Source organism: Pelobacter seleniigenes DSM 18267 (assembly GCF_000711225.1).
In the GTDB taxonomy this organism is placed as follows: Bacteria; Desulfobacterota; Desulfuromonadia; order Desulfuromonadales; family Geopsychrobacteraceae; genus Seleniibacterium; species Seleniibacterium seleniigenes.
On record NZ_JOMG01000002.1, the window covers coordinates 2,338,410 to 2,357,505 of the forward strand.

Annotated in this window: 13 protein-coding genes; 6 read left to right on the forward strand and 7 right to left on the reverse strand. The window is 55.9% G+C overall.

What is annotated here, in order from left to right; translation table 11 throughout:
• Positions 1-112 precede the first annotated feature (112 nt).
• The gene (locus N909_RS0113550) at positions 113-2,494 is read right to left on the reverse strand and encodes an acyl-CoA dehydrogenase (protein WP_029915963.1); all 2,382 of its coding nucleotides are present in this window, start codon (positions 2,492-2,494) and stop codon (positions 113-115) included.
• A 342-nt stretch (positions 2,495-2,836) separates the two neighbouring features.
• Between N909_RS0113550 and N909_RS0113555 the strand changes: the two genes are divergently transcribed.
• Together N909_RS0113555 and N909_RS0113560 are read left to right on the forward strand one after the other, a co-directional pair.
• Positions 2,837-5,116, forward strand: a complete 2,280-nt coding sequence (locus tag N909_RS0113555) for a ribonucleoside-diphosphate reductase subunit alpha (protein WP_036683176.1) — start codon at positions 2,837-2,839, stop codon at positions 5,114-5,116.
• A gap of 201 nt (positions 5,117-5,317) precedes the next feature.
• On the forward strand, positions 5,318-6,355 hold the full coding sequence (locus tag N909_RS0113560) for a ribonucleotide-diphosphate reductase subunit beta (RefSeq protein ID WP_029915968.1): 1,038 nt from the start codon (positions 5,318-5,320) through the stop codon (positions 6,353-6,355).
• Between the two features lie 157 nt (positions 6,356-6,512).
• Here the strand turns inward: N909_RS0113560 and N909_RS0113565 are convergent, their stop codons facing one another.
• The gene (locus N909_RS0113565) at positions 6,513-8,297 is read right to left on the reverse strand and encodes a tannase/feruloyl esterase family alpha/beta hydrolase (protein WP_084167706.1); all 1,785 of its coding nucleotides are present in this window, start codon (positions 8,295-8,297) and stop codon (positions 6,513-6,515) included.
• A 249-nt stretch (positions 8,298-8,546) separates the two neighbouring features.
• Here N909_RS0113565 and N909_RS0113570 point away from each other — a divergent pair, with 249 nt between their 5' ends.
• Positions 8,547-10,169 carry a sigma-54-dependent Fis family transcriptional regulator gene (locus N909_RS0113570; protein WP_029915972.1) on the forward strand — a complete coding sequence of 541 codons (1,623 nt, stop codon included), beginning with the start codon at positions 8,547-8,549 and terminating at the stop codon, positions 10,167-10,169.
• A 66-nt stretch (positions 10,170-10,235) separates the two neighbouring features.
• Complete coding sequence (locus N909_RS0113575) at positions 10,236-11,858, forward strand: radical SAM protein (RefSeq protein WP_029915974.1); 1,623 nt, start codon at positions 10,236-10,238, stop codon at positions 11,856-11,858.
• 282 nt (positions 11,859-12,140) lie between these two features.
• On the opposite strand, the gene fbp is transcribed toward N909_RS0113575, so the two are convergent.
• From fbp to N909_RS0113595, 4 genes are all read right to left on the reverse strand, one after another.
• Positions 12,141-13,163 (reverse strand): class 1 fructose-bisphosphatase, encoded by a 1,023-nt coding sequence (gene fbp / locus N909_RS0113580; RefSeq protein WP_029915976.1) that lies wholly within the window; start codon positions 13,161-13,163, stop codon positions 12,141-12,143.
• Positions 13,164-13,550: 387 nt separating this feature from the next.
• Positions 13,551-14,327: an SDR family oxidoreductase gene (locus N909_RS0113585; RefSeq protein ID WP_029915978.1), complete on the reverse strand. Its 777-nt coding sequence runs from the start codon at positions 14,325-14,327 to the stop codon at positions 13,551-13,553.
• A gap of 93 nt (positions 14,328-14,420) precedes the next feature.
• A complete protein-coding gene (locus N909_RS0113590; protein WP_029915980.1) occupies positions 14,421-15,617 on the reverse strand; it encodes a mandelate racemase/muconate lactonizing enzyme family protein in 1,197 nt (398 codons plus the stop codon).
• 119 nt (positions 15,618-15,736) lie between these two features.
• Positions 15,737-16,468, reverse strand: a complete 732-nt coding sequence (locus N909_RS0113595; RefSeq protein WP_051689757.1) for a FadR/GntR family transcriptional regulator — start codon at positions 16,466-16,468, stop codon at positions 15,737-15,739.
• A 261-nt stretch (positions 16,469-16,729) separates the two neighbouring features.
• Between N909_RS0113595 and N909_RS0113600 the strand changes: the two genes are divergently transcribed.
• Entirely contained in the window at positions 16,730-17,380 is a 651-nt protein-coding gene (locus N909_RS0113600) for an ABC transporter ATP-binding protein (RefSeq protein WP_029915985.1), read from the forward strand.
• On the forward strand, positions 17,377-18,183 hold the full coding sequence (locus N909_RS0113605) for an ABC transporter permease (protein ID WP_029915987.1): 807 nt from the start codon (positions 17,377-17,379) through the stop codon (positions 18,181-18,183). The genes N909_RS0113600 and N909_RS0113605 overlap by 4 nt, the downstream gene beginning before the upstream one ends.
• Positions 18,184-18,211: 28 nt before the next feature.
• Here N909_RS0113605 and N909_RS0113610 read toward each other — a convergent pair whose 3' ends face one another.
• Positions 18,212-18,898 carry a metal-dependent hydrolase gene (locus N909_RS0113610; RefSeq protein WP_029915989.1) on the reverse strand — a complete coding sequence of 229 codons (687 nt, stop codon included), beginning with the start codon at positions 18,896-18,898 and terminating at the stop codon, positions 18,212-18,214.
• Positions 18,899-19,096 lie beyond the last annotated feature (198 nt).

Consider the following 19,096-nt stretch of genomic DNA (forward strand, 5'->3'; position numbering starts at 1 on the left):
CGTGGTTCATGGGCGACGATGTTTCGGTCAAATCTCTTGACCGCTCTATGAGGGTCTCTGTTCCGGCCGGAGAAAGCCGACCGGCCCCTGTGCCCTGTTTGCTCTCTTTGGGTCAGAAAGCATCGACGGCAATGACCCGTTGCCTGAGATCGCGGGCCCGCTGCAGGCGTTCTTTTTCCTCGGCGGAGATGATCCCCTGCTTGACCGCCTGCTCGAGCAGATCGGCCTGACGCGCATTCAGGGTTCCCACCTTGAGGGCATGGCGGAGATCTTTTTCCAGGGCATCGGTCTCTGCGGCCAGTTGGAAAGCGGCAGTCAGGATCCGGTCGGGAGCCTGGTCGTCTGCGGACAGATAGAGTCCTGCCGTGAGCAGGTCACGCTGCGGGCCGGGGGTCAGGATGGTTGCCGCCACCGCACCGCCGAGCTTGTCGTCCGGCGGGGCTGCCCAGGCGCCGAGGGGGAAGATCAGCACCCGCAGGAGGATCCGCAGCGGTAGCGGCAGGTTGCGGATAATGGCCAGGAAATTCTCCTGAATCCGGTCAATGGAGCGGCGACAGTTCCACTCGAGCAGCACTTCCTGATTGGCAGCACCTCCGCTGGCGACAGCCTTTAACGCGGCCGACAGCAGATAGAGTTCACTGAGGATATCGGCCATGCGTCCGGTTATTTTTTCCTTCAGCTTCAGCCGCCCGCCCAGGGTGACCATGAGCAGGTCGGCGGTCAGGGAGAAAGCCGTAGAATAGCGCGTGACCTGCTGAAACCAGCGGCGTTGCGGGGATTCCGGCACGGCAATGAAATATCCTCCGGTCAGACCGTAGAAGAGGGCCGATGCGCCGTTGCGCAGGCTCAAGCCGAGATGACCGAAAAAGGCTTCGTCGAACTTGTTCAGGGCTTCCCTGGGGTCGGGGTTGTCGGCCGCACGCAGCTCCTGGAGAATCCAGGGATGACAGCGGATCGCTCCCTGGCCAAAGATGATCATGCTGCGGGTAAGAATATTGGCCCCTTCGACGGTAATACCGATGGGGATCGCCTGGTAGGCGGAGGCCAGATGGTTGTTCGGCCCCAGACAAATGCCTTTGCCACCTTCGATATCCATACCGTCATTGACGACCGCGCGCATCCGTTCGGTCAGGTTCTGTTTGACGATGCCGGAAATGACCGCCGGCTTTGACCCCTGGTCGAGAGCGGCGCAGGTCAGGTCACGGGCGGCATTCATCAGCCAGGTCTCGCCGGCGATGCGGGTGAGGACTTCTTCGATCCCTTCAAAACGGCCGATGGGCAGGCCGAACTGGCGGCGGACCGCAGCATAGGCCCCGGTATCCCGGGCCACCAGTTTGGCCGCACCGACACTGAGCGCCGGTAACGAGATGCCACGCCCGGCGGAAAGACATTGCATCAGCATCTGCCAGCCTTTGCCCGCGCCGCTGCGACCGCCGATGATCATCTCCAGGGGAATAAAGACATCATGCCCCCAGTTGGGGCCGTTCATGAACGGGACGTTGAGCGGGTTGTGGCGTTGGCCGATTTCGATGCCGGGCAGGTCGGTCGGCACCAGCGCACAGGTGATGCCGATATCCTCCTGCCCACCGAGCAGTCGCTCCGGATCGTAGAGGCGAAAGGCCAGCCCGAGCAGGGTCGCCACCGGGCCGAGGGTGATGTAACGTTTTTCCCAGTTGAGGCGGATTCCGGTGACCTGTTCCCCTTGCCATTCGCCGCTGCAGACCACACCCATATCCGGGATGGACGCTGCGTCACTGCCGGCATTGGGGCCGGTCAGGGCAAAACAGGGGACCTCTTCTCCACGCGCCAGACGGGGCAGGTAGTAATCCCGCTGCTCCTCGGTGCCGTAATGCATGAGCAGTTCGGCCGGGCCGAGGGAGTTGGGGACCATCACGGTGACCGCCGCGGTGAGGCTGCGGGAAGCCAGTTTGGTGATCAGAGCGCTGTTGGCCATGGCCGAAAATTCCAGGCCGCCATACTTTTTCGGAATGATCAGGGCAAAAAAGCCCTGTTCCTTGATCATTTTCCATGCCGCGGGGGGCAGATCCTGGCGCTGCTGGGTGATCTCCCAGTCGTCGAGCAACGCGCAGAGCTCATTGACCGGACCGTCCAGAAAGGCCTGCTCTTCCGCACTCAAAGTCGCCGGCGGAACCGCCAGCAGTTTGTCCCAGTCAGGGCGCCCGCTGAACAGGTCGCCGTCCCACCAGACATCGCCGGCTTCCAGGGCGGCCTGCTCGGTGGCGGACAGCCGTGGTTTGATTTTTCTGAACAATTTCAACAGCGGGCGGGTGAGGACCTGCTTGCGGACCTGAGCTAAGTTCAGCACCAGCGCAATCAGGATGAAGAGGCTCCAGACGATGACCAGAACCGGGCTGCTCCAGTGCCAGCCGGCGAAAAACAGCATGCCGGCTACCACCGCCGTATGTATGGCAAGGGGGGCTTCAAAGACCAACAATATCCAGATGACGATCAGCATCAAGATGAAAAACAGCATAGAGTCCTCCCCTCAAGATGGAATTGAATGCGGGTTTAATGATCGGAAGTAGGCTACGGGCCTCCTGCTTTTAAGTATGAAGTCTGAAAAAGTGCCTGAAATTCTTTCTGTGGAAGGCTGCCGGCAGGCCTGATTCTGATCCGGAGCCTTCTTTATAAAATATCTTATGAACTGGTTGCTGTACAGGGCAGCGCTCATATTCTTTTGCGGAAGAGTCAAGAATAGGGTTTTATAAAATTGTCAAGATGACAATTTTGGTCTTAATTTTATCTCCAGATAATGTATAATCAGATTTCTGTGACACTATATGTAGTGGCTTGACTCAAATTGGAGGTATGCAGCATGGCAAAGCGTTATCGGGTGATAAAGAGAAACGGGGAGTCAGCTCCCCTGGATATAGCCAAGATTCGCAAGGTGATCCGCTGGGCGGCGGAAGGGTTGGACATTAATCCCATTAAGCTCGAATCGAATCTGGAGATTCATTTTCGCAACAATATGACGACCGGGGCCATTCATGAGACGGTCATCGAGACGTCATTGCGGTTGACCTCCATCGAGGAGCCGGACTGGCGGATTCTGGCGGCGCGGCTGAAGCTGGTCGATTTTTATAAACGGGTCCATATGGCCAGGAAGATTCCCTATGAGTACCGTTATCCGAGTTATTGCCGGACGGTGAAGGATTTTGTCGCCAAGGGGATTTACTCGCCGGTGCTGTTGGAAAAATACTCCGAAAAAGAGCTCCACAAGGCCGGCCAGTTCCTGAAACAGGAATACGATTACGATTATGATTATGCCGGGATCAGCCTGCTGATCAGGCGGTACATGCTGGAATACGATAACCGGGTGATCGAAATGCCGCAGGAGGCGCTGCTGACCATTGCTCTGCTCATCGAGCAGAATCAGCCGGGGGAGGTCCGCCTGGAGCGGGTTCGCGATACCTATGAGATGCTGGCGCGGCGCAAGATTTCCCTGGCCACGCCGATTCTGATCAACCTGCGCAAGCCCAACGGCAATCTGTCGAGCTGCTTTATCACAGCTTTTGACGACGATACCAACAGCATCTTCCATACCTTTGAGCAGGTCGGCCAGATCAGCTCAGGCGGAGGCGGGGTCGGGGTCAGCATCAGCCGGATCCGTTCGCAAGGGGCGCGAATCCGCAATTCCCTGGGCCGGGCCGGGGGGGTGGTGCCCAATGTCCGGGTGGTCAATGACATTGCCCTGTATTTCAACCAGGGGGGCAAGCGGGCCGGGGCCGTGACCGTGGCCCTGGACAGCTGGCACCTGGACATGGAGGATTTTCTTGAGTTGCAGACCGAAAACGGCGACCAGCGCCGCAAGGCCTATGATGTCTTTCCCCAGGTGGTGGTGACCGACCGCTTCATGCGGGCCGTGGAGCAGGGGGAGGACTGGTATCTGTTCGATCCCCATGAGATCCGCAGCAAATATGGCTATGAGCTGGCCGACCTGTGGGGGGATGAGTTCTCCCGGGTGCTGGATGAGCTGTATGCCGAGGTTGTGGCCGGCAAGATCGAACTGTTCGAAAAGGTCAATGCCAAGGCCCTCTATAAACAGATCATGAAGGTTCAGGTCGAGACCGGGATGCCCTATATCGCTTTCAAAGACACCATTAACCGGGCCAATCCCAATAAACATATCGGCATCATCCCCTGCACCAATCTCTGCGTGGAGTCCTATTCGGTGGTCAAACCGACCCGGATCGGTCCGCAGCGCTTCGAAAACGATACCATCAGTCGCGAGGTTGAGCCGGGTCTGGTCCATACCTGCAACCTGGTCTCCATCAATATGGCCAATGTGGCGGTCGACGAGCTGCCCGCGGTCTGCGAAACCTCGGTGCGCATCCTCGATAACTGTATCGACATCACCGATGTGCCGGTGGCCGAAGGGCAACGTCACAATGAACTGCTGCGGACCATCGGCGTGGGGATGATGGGGCTGGCCGATTATCTGGCCAAGCACGATATCCCCTATGTCGGGGCCGGTGACGCGGTTGATAAATTGGCCGAGGCCTTTGCCTATCATTGCACCTCGGCCAGCTGCGCTCTGGCCGCAGAACGTGGCCGCTACCCGCTGTTTGAGGGGAGCGACTGGTCCAAGGGGCTGATTCTCAGCCGTGAGCGCAGCTGGTTTGCGGAACACGGCAGCCTCGACTGGGATGGCCTGTTCACGCGGATTGCCGAGCACGGCATCCGCAACAGCCACATCACCGCCATCGCCCCCAACACCAGCAGTTCCATCGTCCAGGGCTGTACCGCCAGTATTCTGCCGGTGTTCAGTAAGTTTTATATCGACAACAACAGCAACGGGACCGTCCCCATTGTGCCGCCCTACATCAAGGAGAAGCTCTGGCATTATCAGGAATCCAAACACATCGACCAGCGGGTGGTGGTCGATATCGTGTCCCGCCTGCAGCGTTATATCGATACCGGTATTTCCATGGAACTGTTGTTCAACCTGAACAATAACCTCACCGCCAAAGATATCTTCCAGACCCATATGGACGCCTGGAAAAAAGGTTGCAAGGCAATCTACTATACCCGCAGTATCCAGAAGAACAGCAACATCTCTTCGAGCAAAGAGGAATGCATTTCCTGCGCCGGCTGATATAGTTTTGTTGTGCCGTCTCACGGCTGGTTTTGACGCGGCCGATCTCAAACTTTATAGTACAATATCCGGGTAGCCGCTCAGCAGCGTCCTGCACCCCCATCCCAACCTTCCCCCATCAAGGGGGAAGGTTGGGATGACTGGTGCTGTCAAAGCGGGAGTCCGCAATTGTTTAAATTTGCTTCAATCAGGAGATGATGAATGGAACCAAAGCGACTGTTTAACCCGGAAGGGGATGATTCCCTGGATGCGCGGCGGATCATCGGCGGTAACAGTACCAATATTTTCAATCTGAACAATGTCCGCTATCAGTGGGCCAACAAGATGTATCGCAACATGATGGCCAACTTCTGGATTCCGGAAAAGATCGACCTGGCTGCGGATATTGAACCCTACAAGCATCTGACGGTGGAAGAACGCCAGGCCTATGACGGCATTCTGTCGTTTCTGATTTTTCTCGACAGTATCCAGACCAACAACCTGTCGAATATCAACGACTACATCACCGCACCGGAAGTGAACCTGCTCCTCGCCATCCAGCAGTACCAGGAGGCGGTGCACAGTCAGAGCTATCAGTACATTGTCGAGTCGATCATTCCGGCCGAGCGGCGCAACAGCATCTATGATAAATGGCGCACCGACAAGGTGTTGTTCGAGCGCAACAAATATGTCGCCCAGATCTATCAGGATTTTCTCGATACCCCCTCAGACGAAGGATTTTATCGGGTGCTGATTGCCAACTATCTGCTTGAGGGACTGTATTTCTACAACGGCTTCAACTTCTTCTACAACCTGGCCAGCCGCCATCTGATGATCGGGACGTCCGAGGTGATTCGTTATATCAACCGTGACGAGCTGACCCACTGTGTGCTGTTCGAGCTGATTGTCCGGGAAATCCGCGAGCTGCGTCCCGACTTTTTCCCGCCGGAAGAGGTGGAGAAAATGTTCCGTTTTGCGGTGGGGCAGGAGATCGACTGGACCAATCATATTATCGGCGACGGAGTGCTCGGGGTCAGTGAAGAGACCACCGAGATGTATACCAAGTGGCTGGCCAACGAACGCTGGAACCGGCTCGGCTTTCCGGGGAGACTCTATGAGGGATTCGATAAGAATCCCTATCAGCACCTGGAAAAACTGGCCGATACCGAAGGGGAAGGGGATGTCAAAAGCAACTTTTTCGAAGCGACGGTGTCCGCCTATAACCAGTCTTCGGTGGTGGACGGCTGGGACGATTTCTAAACCGATTGAAAAGATCTGCCCGGGTTGCGGACCGCTTCGGTCGATAAACTCAAAGCCCCTGCTCTCAATTGAGAGCAGGGGCTTTTTTATGACAGGGAGGGTTTGCCCCTCCCTGTTCTTGGCGGTTCAAGCGGTAAAAGTGCTGAACGTTACCGTTTTACTGGCAGGTAAAGTTAGCGGCATCTTCAATTTGATCACTGGTCGCATCGGTACCGGTGAACACCGCGATTTTCGGGTAGGGGCACAGCGGCCGGGTCCGGTTCGGATCCCAGCTGTCCGGAATTTCGGTATTCTGTCCGCCGGGGTTGTTAACATCGCCCCGTGCCGTTGCGATGATCCGGTCAGGTTTGACGCCTTTCTCGACCCAATCAACCAGAGCGGAGAGGGCATCGAACTGGTCGGTGGCAATCCCGTTGCGGGAATGACTCATGCCGGGCACTCGGAAAAAGCGGACAAAGTCGGTGGCATCGCCGTCGTTGGCTTCGGTGACGGCATCGTACCAGTCGGTGGTGTCGTTGACCGAGAAGACCGGGTCGCAAGTCCCATGATAAACGATCATTTTGGCACCGCGATCACGCAACACGCTCAGGTTGGTTTCATTGACCGGGGTCATGAAGGACCAGGCGCTTTCGGTGTAGATGCCGCTGGTTTCGAAAATTTTCGGGGCATCGGTGTCCATGTTGAAATCAAGGGCGTAGCCGAGAGTGTCATCATTCACACTCGGATCTTCCGGCGGGCTCATGAAGACGAAGGCGACGGAGACCGGATCGCGATTGGTGACCGAGTTGTCGAATTCCCAGGCTGCCCAACCGCTGCTGATCAAGCCCGGATCATAGGGCCAGTCGTTATAAAGAGCCTCACCCTGGCTATTGCGGGCGCCGGAGTAAATGGCGGAGATGGCGCTCTTTTGATCTTCCGACAGGCAGGTTCCGTCACGGTCCGAGGTACAGGTCGGCACGGCGGTGAGCAGGTTGAAGCTGTTGTGGCAGCCTTCGACATCTTCGACCATGCCGTCCGTTGCACCGTCGAGGGCGTCACATTTTTCCAGGATGGCATCGGCCACCAATTGACGTTCCTCTTGAGTGAAAGCCAGGTTGAGGTTGGATGAATTGCCGGATAATGCCGGGGTAACCCCTTCCTTTTCAATGACCTTGGCATACTGTTGGGCACCGAACAGTTGAGCAATGGCCGCTTTGGGCAGGTGGAAGCCCGGTGCGCCGACCATGTAGCCGTCGTATTCTTCCGGCTCGCGGGTCGCTGCGACCATGGTGTGGCGACCACCGTTGGAAGTGCCACCGATGTAGGAACGGTCCGGACCGCGGCCGTAGGCCGCCGTAATCAGCGCTTTGGCCATGGGGGTCAGACTGGCCACGGCATTATAGCCGTAGTCCAGGCGAGCCTGGGGATCGAGGCCGAAAAACGGGCTGTTGCCACTGTGGCCGGCATCGGAACTGATCACCGCAAAGCCCATGTCCAGGGCATTGGTCAGATAGCCGCCGCCACTGACGGCGCCCACCGCAGTTTTAACGGATCCGTCCAAACCACCGTTGCCTTGATAGAAAAAGCGGCCATTCCAGTCGACGGGCAGGCGCATTTCAAAGCTGATGGCATAGCTGGCGTCTTCGACGGCGGTGTTAACCCAACTGGCGCGCTCGTTCATTTTGCCGGTGACAAGGCAATGTTCAGCGATGTCATGGCCACCAACGGTCAGGGTTCCGGCTGCGACCGTTTCCACCGCAGTGATTTCGGTGTTGGCAAAAGAAAACTGGCCTGCCAGATCGGTGCAGGTCAGTAATTGAGAACTTTCCGCAGCGCTCAGCTGCGGCAGAGAAGAACTGTGTTTGTCATCGTTGTCACTGCAGGAAATTAACGTCAGCAGGGGGAGCAGCAGCAGGCATCCGCAGATGCCCTTGAAGCACGACAATCTTTGTCGCTTTACCATACAAATCTCCTTTTTCGCACATACCAAGTCAAAGTAAAGAAACAGCCGGCGATTCATGGACAAAATCGACAGGCGGTTGCTCACTGGTTGGGAAATCAAAAATAAAGTTTTATTCAGCTGAATGACTGTTATGTTCAGCAGGATATGTGCCAGTTATAAAAAGGCTGGCTTTTGGTGGTTTGATCGGCGAATATGTAACAATCTACTGCAAAATGAGAAATGATCATCGCAATTTGAGAGGGTCGGTTGATGCACTGGAATTATTTGAACTTCAACGAATTTCTTTCCCGCGACGACTGCAGCGGGATCATCCGTTTTTTTGAAAAGCAGCGTACCCTGCTTTTTGACGCTTTTGCCCATGGATTGTTGCGCAAAAACTTGATTGAAACGCTGGGGCTGGCCGCGACCAAATCCATCCTGACCCGGTTCGGTTATGCGCAGGGCTGGCGGTTGGCCGAAATGCTGGAAATGGACCTTTTCGATTCAATCCAGCGTCATTTTACCGGGCCGTACCTGCATTCCCTGTACGGGCACCTGACCCCGGTCTCCCATGAAAAAAGTGATGGTGCTGACGGTGGACCGCTGATCCGCACGGTTTGGAAAGATTCTTATGAGGCAGAGCAGCACCGCCTCCATTTCGGCGTGGCGGATGAAGCCGTTTGTTGGACCATCGCCGGTTTTGCCAGCGGTTTTGTCTCCAAGCGACGCGGCCGCGATGTGTTCTTTATCGAAACCCATTGTCAGGGCAAAGGTGATTCCTTGTGCCAGGTCGAGGCACGTTACCAGGAAGACTGGGACGGACGGTTTGCCGATCAGCTGAAATACTATGATCTGGAATGTTCTGATGCGATCTTCTCTCTGCTGACCCAGCGGATCAAAGATGTTGAGGAACAGCTGAAAGAAAAGAAACAGCGCCTGGATATGCTCGATTACCAGAACAACGACTTCGGCAGTTATTCAAAAAGCTCGGCCATGCTGGCGGTCCTGGAAATGGCCGAGCGGGTCGCCAAAGGAGATTCTTCGGTGGTGATCTCCGGTGAAACCGGGGTCGGCAAAGAGCGTATGGCCCGCTTCATTCATGAGCGCTCACCCCGGGCCAAGATGCCCTTTCTGGCGATCAATTGCGGGGCGATCACCGAAAGTTTGTTGGAAGGCGAGCTCTTCGGTTACGTTAAAGGGGCTTTTTCCGGAGCCACGAAAGATCGGGCCGGTTTTTTTGAAGCCGCGGACGGAGGGACCCTGTTCCTTGATGAAATCGGTGAAATATCGCCGGGGATGCAGGTCAAAATTTTACGGGTTCTACAGGAAAAAGAGATCTGTCGGGTCGGAGAAACCTGTGCCCGGCCGGTCGATTTTCGCATTGTCGCGGCGACCAACAAAAAACTGGCCGAGGAGGTGCAAGCCGGAAATTTTCGACAGGATCTGTTTTATCGGTTGCAGGTGATTGAACTGAAAATTCCGCCACTGCGGGAACGGCGGGAGGATATTTTGCCTCTGGCCCGACGCTTTCTGGACAGAGCAACGCAGCAGAGCAGCAGGGGGCCGATGTCTTTTACCCCGCAAGCTGCGGACTGTCTGATTCATTATGACTGGCCGGGCAATGTCCGGGAGTTGCAGAATACCATTGAATACGCTGTGGCGATGTGTCTGGAAGACAAAATAGATTTTGTTGATTTTCCGGAAGATTTGCGTCGGCAAGGCGCTGTGGCGATGGATTCGAGGCGGATTGTGCCCCTCGACGAACTGGAGAAAAAGGGTATCCTGGCGGCCCTGGAGATTACTGCCGGGAATAAGACCCAGGCCGCCAAAGAACTCAACATCAGTGTTGCCACCCTGTATCGGAAGCTGGAGCTCTATGCGGTGTCTCCCTGATTCTGACGGCGCTTGGCATAGCGGGGTTTTCTCCGGTCATTGAAAACTTATTCAGGTCGTGAGCTTATGTTTGTCAGTCAAGATGAATTACTGTGGATGCTCAGGCAGCTATACGGTCACCGGATGACCCGGGATAAATTGCTCAGTAAATTGAGTAACCACGGCATTTACAGCCTGTTTCCTTATTTTGACGGGATCGCTTCGCTATTTCAGCAGCAGGCTGATAAAATCGGGGTGATCGAAAAGGCTGTTCGTGCTTTGGCGGCCAGGGTCAATCGAGACCTTGCCGTTCCTGCCGTTATCTCGAGCGAGATGTCTTACCCAGCCTTAAAAAAACATCTGCTTCCGGTCCTGATTCAAGCCCTTGGTCTTGAGGATTGCGTGGGGTTAAAAACGGGGGCCCGGGTGAGGGTGAAAATGGCGAGCGCCAATATCCACGTCAAGCCAGGCAGTGAAGGTTTTATTATCGACCAAGCGGCCGGGGCCTCACAGGTCAGGTTTTATTCCACGGCCGGGCGTTTTTCGGTGGATTTGTTTAACAAGGAGCTTGCCGATCAGGAGCTTGAGGTCGTGACGCCGGAGCAGCTCCTCGCCCGGCACCAGGATCTCCACGGTGTGGCGGACTATTTCCTGAATGATGTCCTGCTCAGAGCGATGCGTGCCAGCCTTGATTCTTCGGTCTATGCCTTTGCTGCGGAGCGTGCTGTCCAATTTCTGCTTGATAGCGGCTTCCTGAAGGTTGACGGTGCTGAGCTGGTTGCCGTGCTGGAGCGGATTTTTCCCGTGCTTGCGCCCGAGTGTGATAAAGCCTACCGGGATCAGAACCTGTTCAGTTCTCCGACCCTGTCCTCACCCCCCTCCGAAAGAAAAGCCCATGTGTTACGGCTGGAACTCACCACCGGCTGTGACTACAACCAGTGCACTTTCTGCTCCGAGTATACTGATCTGCCAGCCGAGACCAAATCCTTCGCAGAGTTTAAAGCGCATGTCGACGGTGTTGCCGAATCGATAGGGGCAGAGAAATCACGGATACAGAGATTGTTTATCGGGAGCGGAAACTCGTTGGGGGTTGCGACCGAATTGCTGCTGTCATCCCTGGATTATGCGCGGGAGATCTTCGCTCCACAGAAAATCTCCCTGTATGGCCGAACCGCCTCGATCCTGGAAAAGTCTGTCGACGAGTTGAAAAGGCTCAAAGAAGCGGGGCTGTCCTTGATTTACTGGGGGCTGGAGAGCGGTTCCGATGCGGTCTTGAATTATATCAACAAGGACTGTACCCGCGCCGACATGATTGCTGCTGCGCAGAAGCTGGTCGAGGCGGAGATCGATGTTTCTGCCATGCTGATGCCCGGCGTCGGGGGTTTGAAGTTCTCGGAGCGCCACGTTGCCGGGACCTTGGAGCTTCTGCACAGCATTGATATCAAATACCTGACCCTGCTCTCAATCAACCCCGCGAAAACATCTGTATACGAAAGAAATATGCTGGCCGAAAAGGGCAATCGGCACCTGACCCCTGACGAGGTCAATGCTCAGGTGTATGCGTTATTGGAGGGCCTTCAGCCCACGGGTGTGCAGATCGGGATGTTCACTGAAGAAATCGATCAGGCCAGCAGCAACACCAGGCGCTTTAATTGTCAGTTTACCGCTGCCAACAAGGAGCAGGTGCTGAGAGAATTTTGGCATGGTTAAAAAATCCGGGGAAAAGATAGAACGGCGCTAGTTTAAGCAACTTTGCAGTAAGCTCGGGACTGTCACCAGGGTCATCGGGGGCTGTCCCAAGAGTTTGCGAGCCATGAAACTGTAGGGGGGGCGCACCGCAAAGACCTGGGACAGCCCTGGTTTTGCTGCCATCAGCTCTTAAACGAGCGCCATTCGGGGCAAGGTACTGAATTACTGAAAAGATCAATAAGCTGCTCTGGGAATTCTCCTAAGGTAAAAGGCGACCAATGGTCCAGCCACGGTGAGTGCTCTTTACGATACCTTGGTGAATTTTCCTGCTAAATCAACCTCTCGCTTGCTGCCGATATAGAGCGGCACCCGCTGATGGATGTCCTGCGGCATGATATCGAGAATTCTTCTTTGCCCGTCCGTTGCAACCCCACCGGCCTGTTCAATAATAAACGCCAGGGGGTTGGCCTCGTACAGCAGGCGCAGTTTGCCATGGTCTTTTTTGCCGTTTTTGGTGGTGCGAGGATAGAGATAGATTCCACCCTTCAGGAGGTTCCGGTGAACGTCGGTGACCAGGGAGCCGATGTAACGTCCGGTATAAGGTTCATCATTGTCTTTATGGTTGCCCTGAAAATAATCAAGCAGTTGCTGGTCGCCCTGGTCCCAGAATTTTCTGTTTCCCTCGTTGACCGAGTAGATGTTCCCCTCTTCTGCGATTCTCAATTTTGAGTGGGACAGGAGGTACTCGCCAACGGTCGGATCAAGGGTAAAACAAAAAACCCCGTCACCGGAAGCATAGGTGAAGATCGTGCTGGAGCCGTAAAGGATGTATCCCGCGGCAATCTGTTTGCTGCCCGGTTGCAGAAAGTCATCTTTGCTGCAGCGTTCTCCGGTGGGCGATTTTCTCCGCAAAAGGGAGAATACAGTGCCGACGGATACGTTCACATCGATATTGGAGGAGCCGTCAAGAGGGTCGGTGGCAATAATGTAATTGGCGTTACGGGAGTATTCTTCCTCCGCTTCGATAATGTCATCGCTTTCTTCCGAGAGAACCCCTGCCACAAGCCCGGTTTCAAGAATGCGGTTCACGAAAATATTGTGGGCGATGACGTCAAGCTTCGCCTGCTCCTCCCCTTGGATATTGGTGGTGCCCCGCTTGCCGGCAATATCGATAATTCCCGCCCTCCTGACGTAACTGGAGATAATTTTTCCGCAGGTGGCCAACTCGTTGAAGATCCTGGTAAACCTTCCACTGGCCTGAGGGAAGTTTTTCTGGGTCTTGATAATGTGCTGGCTTAATGTCGTTCCGATTTCTTCAGCGACCATATCTCCTCCGCGGGCTGTTTTTTTAATAGGGACAGTCTAGAATGGCGCTAGTTTAAGAGTCGCTGGCAGCAAAACCGGGACTGTCCCCGCACGGGGGCTGTCCCAGGTCTTTGCGGTGTTAACCGCGACAGTTTCATGGTTCGCAAACTCTTGGGACAGCCCCCGATGACCCTGGTGACAGTCCCGAGTTTTCTGCAAAGTTGCTTAAACGAGCGCCATTCGGGACAGTTTACCATTTATTGAGTTACATCTGAATCAGTGAATGGTTTGGCGAAGAGTGGCGGGCTGATAGCGGGTTTGAAAATGTTTTTTCTGCTCTCCGGGTAAAAAACAGGCCCATCCCACAAACGGATGAGCCTGTTGGTTTGGGGCATATTTCAAAATTAATTACAGCACCGAACTCATCCCGCCGTCGACATAAAGAATCTGTCCGTTGACATAGGCCGAGGCCGCAGAACTCAGGAAAATGACGGTTCCCATCAGATCGGCGGGGAGTCCCCAGCGCTCGGCCGGGGTGCGTCCTTTGACCCAGCCGTCGAACGTGGGATCGTCGGCCAGAGATTGGGTCATTTCGGTCAGCATATAGCCGGGGCCGATGGCATTCGCCTGGATGTTGAATTTGGCCCATTCCGCAGCCATCGATTTGGTCAGCAGTTTGATGCCGCCTTTGGCCGCGGTGTACGGGGCGACAGTAGCGCGGGCCAGATCGCTGGTCAGGGAACCGATATTGACGATTTTCCCCCCCTGGCCGCGCTGGATCATTCGCTTGGCAGCTTCGCGGCCGACCAGAAACGCGCTGGTCAGGTTGGTGTCGAGTACTTTTTGCCAATCGGCACTGGAGAGCTCGACCATCGGCTGGCGATGCTGAATGCCGGCGTTGTTGACCAGAATATCCACCGCAATGTTTTGTTCGTCGAGGGTGGCGAAGGCGGCAACAACGCTGGCTTCGTTGCGTACATCAAAGGGCAGGGTCATCACCTCGTATCCAGCGGCGCTGAATTCCGCGGCTGCCGTGGCCAGGGTCTCCGGGTTCTGGCCGTTAAGGATGATTTTGGCGCCGGCTTCAGCCAGGGCGCGGGCCATGTCTTTGCCCAGGCCGCGGCTGCCGCCGGTAATCAGCGCGGTTTTGCCGCTCAGATCGAATAATTGCTTGATCAGTGACATTGTCAATAACTCCATTGTGGTTGATTTGAAAACGCTCTGCTCTGTTGCAGCCAAAGCGTGTTGGTTGACATTTCCCGGTTGCGTCGGGTGTGGTTACAGTTCGGATCTGCGGATGATCAGGTCGTCGCGCTCCATGACTTCCGGCAGCAGGTCGACGCCGAGGCCGGGCCCTTCCAGCGGGTAGACGAAACCGTCCTTGATAGTCGGAACCCTGGTCACAACTTCCTTATACCAGCCGGTGTAGAAAGCGCGGACGGTCTCTTGAATCAGCGAGTTCGGCTGACTTAACGCGGTGTGCACGGCGGCGGCCAGGCCAATGGGGCCGGTACAGTCGTGCGGGGCAAAAGGTTTATGGTGGATATCCGCGAGGATGGCGATTTTTCGTGCCTCGGTGATACCGCCGGTCCAGCAGATATCCACCATAACAACATCAATTGCGTCATGCCGCAGCATTTCATTGTAAGGAGCCGCCGAACCAAGAGTTTCACTGGCACAGACCCGGACCGGGGTGGCGCGGGCATACTCGGCCAACGCCTGGGGTGAATTCATGCGGATGGAGTCCTCGAACCAGTAGGGTTTGAAGGGTTCCAGTTCGCGTGCGATCTGTTTGGCGGTCGGCAGATCCCAAAGACAGTGAAACTCAACCATGATGTCCATTCGGTCACCCACGGTCTTGCGGATTTCCTCAAACGGGTGGAGGGCCTTTTTCAATTCCGCGGCGGAGATATAACGGCCTTTGTTGGCCAGGGCGGCCGGATCGAAAGGCCAGATCTTCATGGCGCTGATCCCTTGCGCAAGCAGGCTCTGGGCCAGCTCGCCGGGGCGTTCCATGAAACCCTGCAGGTCTTCGTAGGGACCGTCGGCGCTGAAGTTCCAGGTATCCACCGGGCGGATATTGGCCGAACGGACATAGCGATAACCCGCGCAGGTGTTGTAAACGCGCAGTTTGTCCCAACAGAGCCCGCCGAGCAGCTGATGGATCGGTTGGTTGACGACTTTGCCGTAGAGATCCCAGAGCGCGATGTCGACAGCCGAGGCCGCCCGGTATTCGGCGCCGGTCGAAGCCTGGGCCAGGGGCAGATTGACCATCTCCCGGTTCAGTTCTTCAATCCGCAGCGGATCTTTGCCGAGCAGCCGACCCGCCAGGGTTTCGTGGAGATGGGCGCTGACGGCTCCCGAGCCGTAATAGGTTTCACCGATGCCGGTGATGCCTTCGTCGGTATGCACGCGGACCCAGGTGACATTGTTGAATTCCTTGAGGAAAAGGGTTTCAAGGGCGGTGATTTTCATCTTTTTTACTCCTGTTTGAACAGTTGCTCTGGCAAAAGCCTATGGCTCGGTCATGGTTGAAAAATCATTGCGCAAAACGCGCGCTGACGATCTTATTTCTGGGTGTTTAGCGGGGTTTCTCACGTGTAGCCGTGCTGGCCAACAGCATTATGAATGTCGGCTGCGGACCGTTCAATGACGTTGCGCATCGCCGCCACCGCGCCCGGCTCGTCCTGTTGGTGAATGGCGGTGACCACCTCCTGGTGAAAGGCGACCGATGCCTTGGCTGCGGCAAAAGAGGTGATGAAGTGTTCAAAGCTGGTGCCCATGGTGTGTTCAAGGACCGGCCTGAGTGAGCTGATGAGCAGTTCGTTCCCGCTCGCTTCGATAATGGCCTGGTGGAATTTGATGTCAGCGGCAATATGATCTTCCAGAGAACTTCCCGCACTCATCGCTTGCATGGCCCGGTCGATTTTTGCGCGGCATTCCGGCGTGGCCCGTTTGGCGGCGAGTCCCGCGGCTATCGGTTCAATGATGCTGCGCAACTCCAGCAGGTCGTCGACCAGTGCCTGCTCCGGCCCGGCTTCCATCCGCCATTTCAGGAGCACCGGGTCGGTCAAAACCCAGTTGGCGGGCGCGCAGATCCGGGTACCGATTCTGGGGCGGGCCCGGACCAGTCCTTTTGCGTCCATGAAGCTGATCGCTTCACGAATCACCGGCTTGCTTACGCCGAACTGCCGGGAGAGGGCATCTTCGTTCGGCAACAGAGAATCGGGCGGGATGTCACCGTTGAGGATCTGCAGACTGAGGGTCCGGGCCACCTGCTCGTGCAGCCGGGTCCTTTTGACTGTTTCCACTCCGTTTTGTTCCATGATTGATTCCTTTCGGCGACTGTCTTGTGTGCTGATATCGATGAATCACCATATCATTTAATCATATTATGATTAAATGATATGGCAAAAATAGAAACTTCGCAAATAGTTTTTATCGACTGTTGTCGGAACGACAGCGAGAAAATCGCCCACCCGTGGTGTCGATGAAAAAATAGCCTTGTTCTGCCGCCGTTTTGGTATAGGCTTTTGTTCTCCTGCCTGGCAACACATGGCGGCGATGAAGATCCTGGAGGCCCGGTTTTGCAAGCAGCGACTTTGAGCATTGAACAATTGATGGTGACTATGGATGGCCGCCAGATTCTGCGCGCCGTGGATTTGCAGATTCTGGACCGGGAAAAGGTTGCCCTGAGCGGTCCTTCTGGCTGCGGCAAGTCGACCCTGCTGCGTTGCCTGCTGGGATTTGTTCCGATCTATTCCGGAACCATTCGGATCGGCGGTGAACTTTTGACCCCAACCACGGTCTGGCGGCTCAGGGGCAGAATGGCTTATGTTCCGCAGGAACCGGAACTGGGAGAGGGGACGGTTCGAGAGATCCTGGAACGGCCGTTTTCCTTTGCCGGCAATCGTTCGCTGTGGGGCAATCTGCAGCGGATACCGCAGTTGCTGGAGCAATTGCTGCTGCCGGAGGGCTTGCTTACCGAACGGGTGACCGATCTGTCCGGTGGCGAGAAACAGCGCATTGCCCTGTTGTCTGCCCTGCTCCTGGACCGCAGGATTCTATTGCTGGACGAGGCTTCGTCAGCCCTTGACCAGGTTTCCAAACAGGCAGTGATTGATCTGCTTTCGGCGACGGCAGAGTTGACGGTCTTGTCCGTCTCCCATGATCAAGAATGGCTCAGTTTTGCCGATCGGGTCGTCAATTTGGCGGAATTACAGGGGAGGACGTCATGAGTACCATCGATATCAGTTTCTGGCGGCTGGGCAGTGGCTACCTGATGTTGCTGATTCCCCTGGCGATCATGCTCTGGCTCCGGGTGCCGATGGTCGGCCAGACCCTGCTGGCGGTCGTCCGCATGACCGTACAGCTGCTGTTCGTGGGGTTTTACCTGCAGGTGATTTTTGCTCTCAACAGCCTCTGGGCCACCGGCGCCTGGCTGTTGGTCATGGTGATTGTTGCCGACCTGTCGATCATCCGGGGCTGCAACCTGCGCCTGCGCCGCCTGGCCGGCGGGGTTTTTCTGGCCCTGCTGATCGGGGTTCTGGTGCCGTTGCTGTTTTTCGTTCTGTTGATTCTGGACGGTCCAGCCGCGCTGGACGCTCAATATCTGATACCGATTGGCGGGATGATTCTCGGAAACTGCCTGCGGGCCGATATTATCGGCATTCGAACCTTCTATGAAGCCCTGCGCAAACAGGAAAAAGCCTATCTGCTCAGGCTGGCCCAGGGGGCGACGTTAAGGGAGGCGCTGTTCCCTTATCTCCAGGAGGCCTGGCAGGCGTCCCTGGCCCCGACCATTGCGACCATGTCGACCATGGGGCTGGTGGCCTTGCCGGGGATGATGACCGGGGTCATCCTGGGCGGCGGCAACCCCATGACCGCCATAAAGTATCAGATCGCCATTGTCATCGCCATCTTTGTCGGCACCGCCTTGACCGTTATCCTGGCGATCCGGCTGACGGTTTTCAACAGCTTCAGCGCCTGGGGAACCCTTGATCGCGAGCTCTTCCTGAGTGGAGCCCGCAAGCGGTCCTGAGTGGACCGCTCTTTCCTCCGTAGCCCGTTTAACAGGTGTAACTTTCCCCCGGTTTAAGGATGATCGCCTTGCTCCCGGTTTCATCGGCAACCCGTTTGGCCCAGCTGGCGGCATCCTGATTGAGCAGCTCAAAAGTGTTGTAATGGATCGGGACGACCGCTTTCGGCTGCAGCATCTTCACTGCCCGCAGGGCATCGTCCGGCCCCATGGTGTAATTATCACCGATGGGAATCACGGCCAGGTCCAGACCTTCCTCCCCGATCAATTTCATATCGCCAAACAGCCCGGTGTCCTGAGCCAGATAGATCTTTTTACCGTCGTTGCAGGTGAGCAGAAAGCCGGCCGGGTTGCCGCCATAGGAACCGTCCGGCAACTGCGAGCCATGCAGGGCCAGGGTCAGCTTCAGATAGCCGAAGGGGTACTTGAAACCGCCGCCGAGATGCTGGCCGTGAACTTTTTCCACCCCCTGCTTGCCGAGCCAGGTGACAATTTCATGATTGCTTATCACCGTTGCACCGGTACGCTGGGCGATCGCCACGGTGTCGCCGATGTGGTCGCCATGGCCGTGGCTGACCAGGATAAAGTCCGCAGCGACCTTGTCCGCGCTGGTCGACGCGGCCGGATTGCCGCTGAAAAAGGGATCGATAATCAATTTGAAACCGGCTGTTTCCAGACCGAGGGTTGCATGACCGAACCAGGTTAATTTACTCATCATTAAGCCTCCTTCTGCTAGTTTTCTGGTTGGGAAAGATTGCTTGGGTTTTTATCCGGTTAGCTCTGCCATACCGGGAAAAATGGGCCGTGCATGGACGAGGGCTGTCGCGGATGCGGTGCGCGGGATTTATTATAGCAAATCTTCCGGCCCGGTGACGTTGTTGATGAAGGTGATTCCGTGAAGATTTGTTACCATTGT

Bases quoted from the DNA above. Each gene is read 5' to 3' on its own strand.
- N909_RS0113560 (WP_029915968.1), top strand. From the start codon at position 5,318: ATGGAACCAAAGCGACTGTTTAACCCGGAAGGGGATGATTCCCTGGAT.
- N909_RS0113590 (WP_029915980.1), bottom strand. From the start codon at position 15,617: ATGAAAATCACCGCCCTTGAAACCCTTTTCCTCAAGGAATTCAACAAT.
- N909_RS0113565 (WP_084167706.1), bottom strand. From the start codon at position 8,297: ATGGTAAAGCGACAAAGATTGTCGTGCTTCAAGGGCATCTGCGGATGC.
- N909_RS0113550 (WP_029915963.1), bottom strand. From the start codon at position 2,494: ATGCTGTTTTTCATCTTGATGCTGATCGTCATCTGGATATTGTTGGTC.
- N909_RS0113605 (WP_029915987.1), top strand. From the start codon at position 17,377: ATGAGTACCATCGATATCAGTTTCTGGCGGCTGGGCAGTGGCTACCTG.
- N909_RS0113595 (WP_051689757.1), bottom strand. From the start codon at position 16,468: ATGGAACAAAACGGAGTGGAAACAGTCAAAAGGACCCGGCTGCACGAG.
- N909_RS0113555 (WP_036683176.1), top strand. From the start codon at position 2,837: ATGGCAAAGCGTTATCGGGTGATAAAGAGAAACGGGGAGTCAGCTCCC.
- N909_RS0113585 (WP_029915978.1), bottom strand. From the start codon at position 14,327: ATGTCACTGATCAAGCAATTATTCGATCTGAGCGGCAAAACCGCGCTG.
- fbp (WP_029915976.1), bottom strand. From the start codon at position 13,163: ATGGTCGCTGAAGAAATCGGAACGACATTAAGCCAGCACATTATCAAG.
- N909_RS0113570 (WP_029915972.1), top strand. From the start codon at position 8,547: ATGCACTGGAATTATTTGAACTTCAACGAATTTCTTTCCCGCGACGAC.
- N909_RS0113575 (WP_029915974.1), top strand. From the start codon at position 10,236: ATGTTTGTCAGTCAAGATGAATTACTGTGGATGCTCAGGCAGCTATAC.
- N909_RS0113610 (WP_029915989.1), bottom strand. From the start codon at position 18,898: ATGATGAGTAAATTAACCTGGTTCGGTCATGCAACCCTCGGTCTGGAA.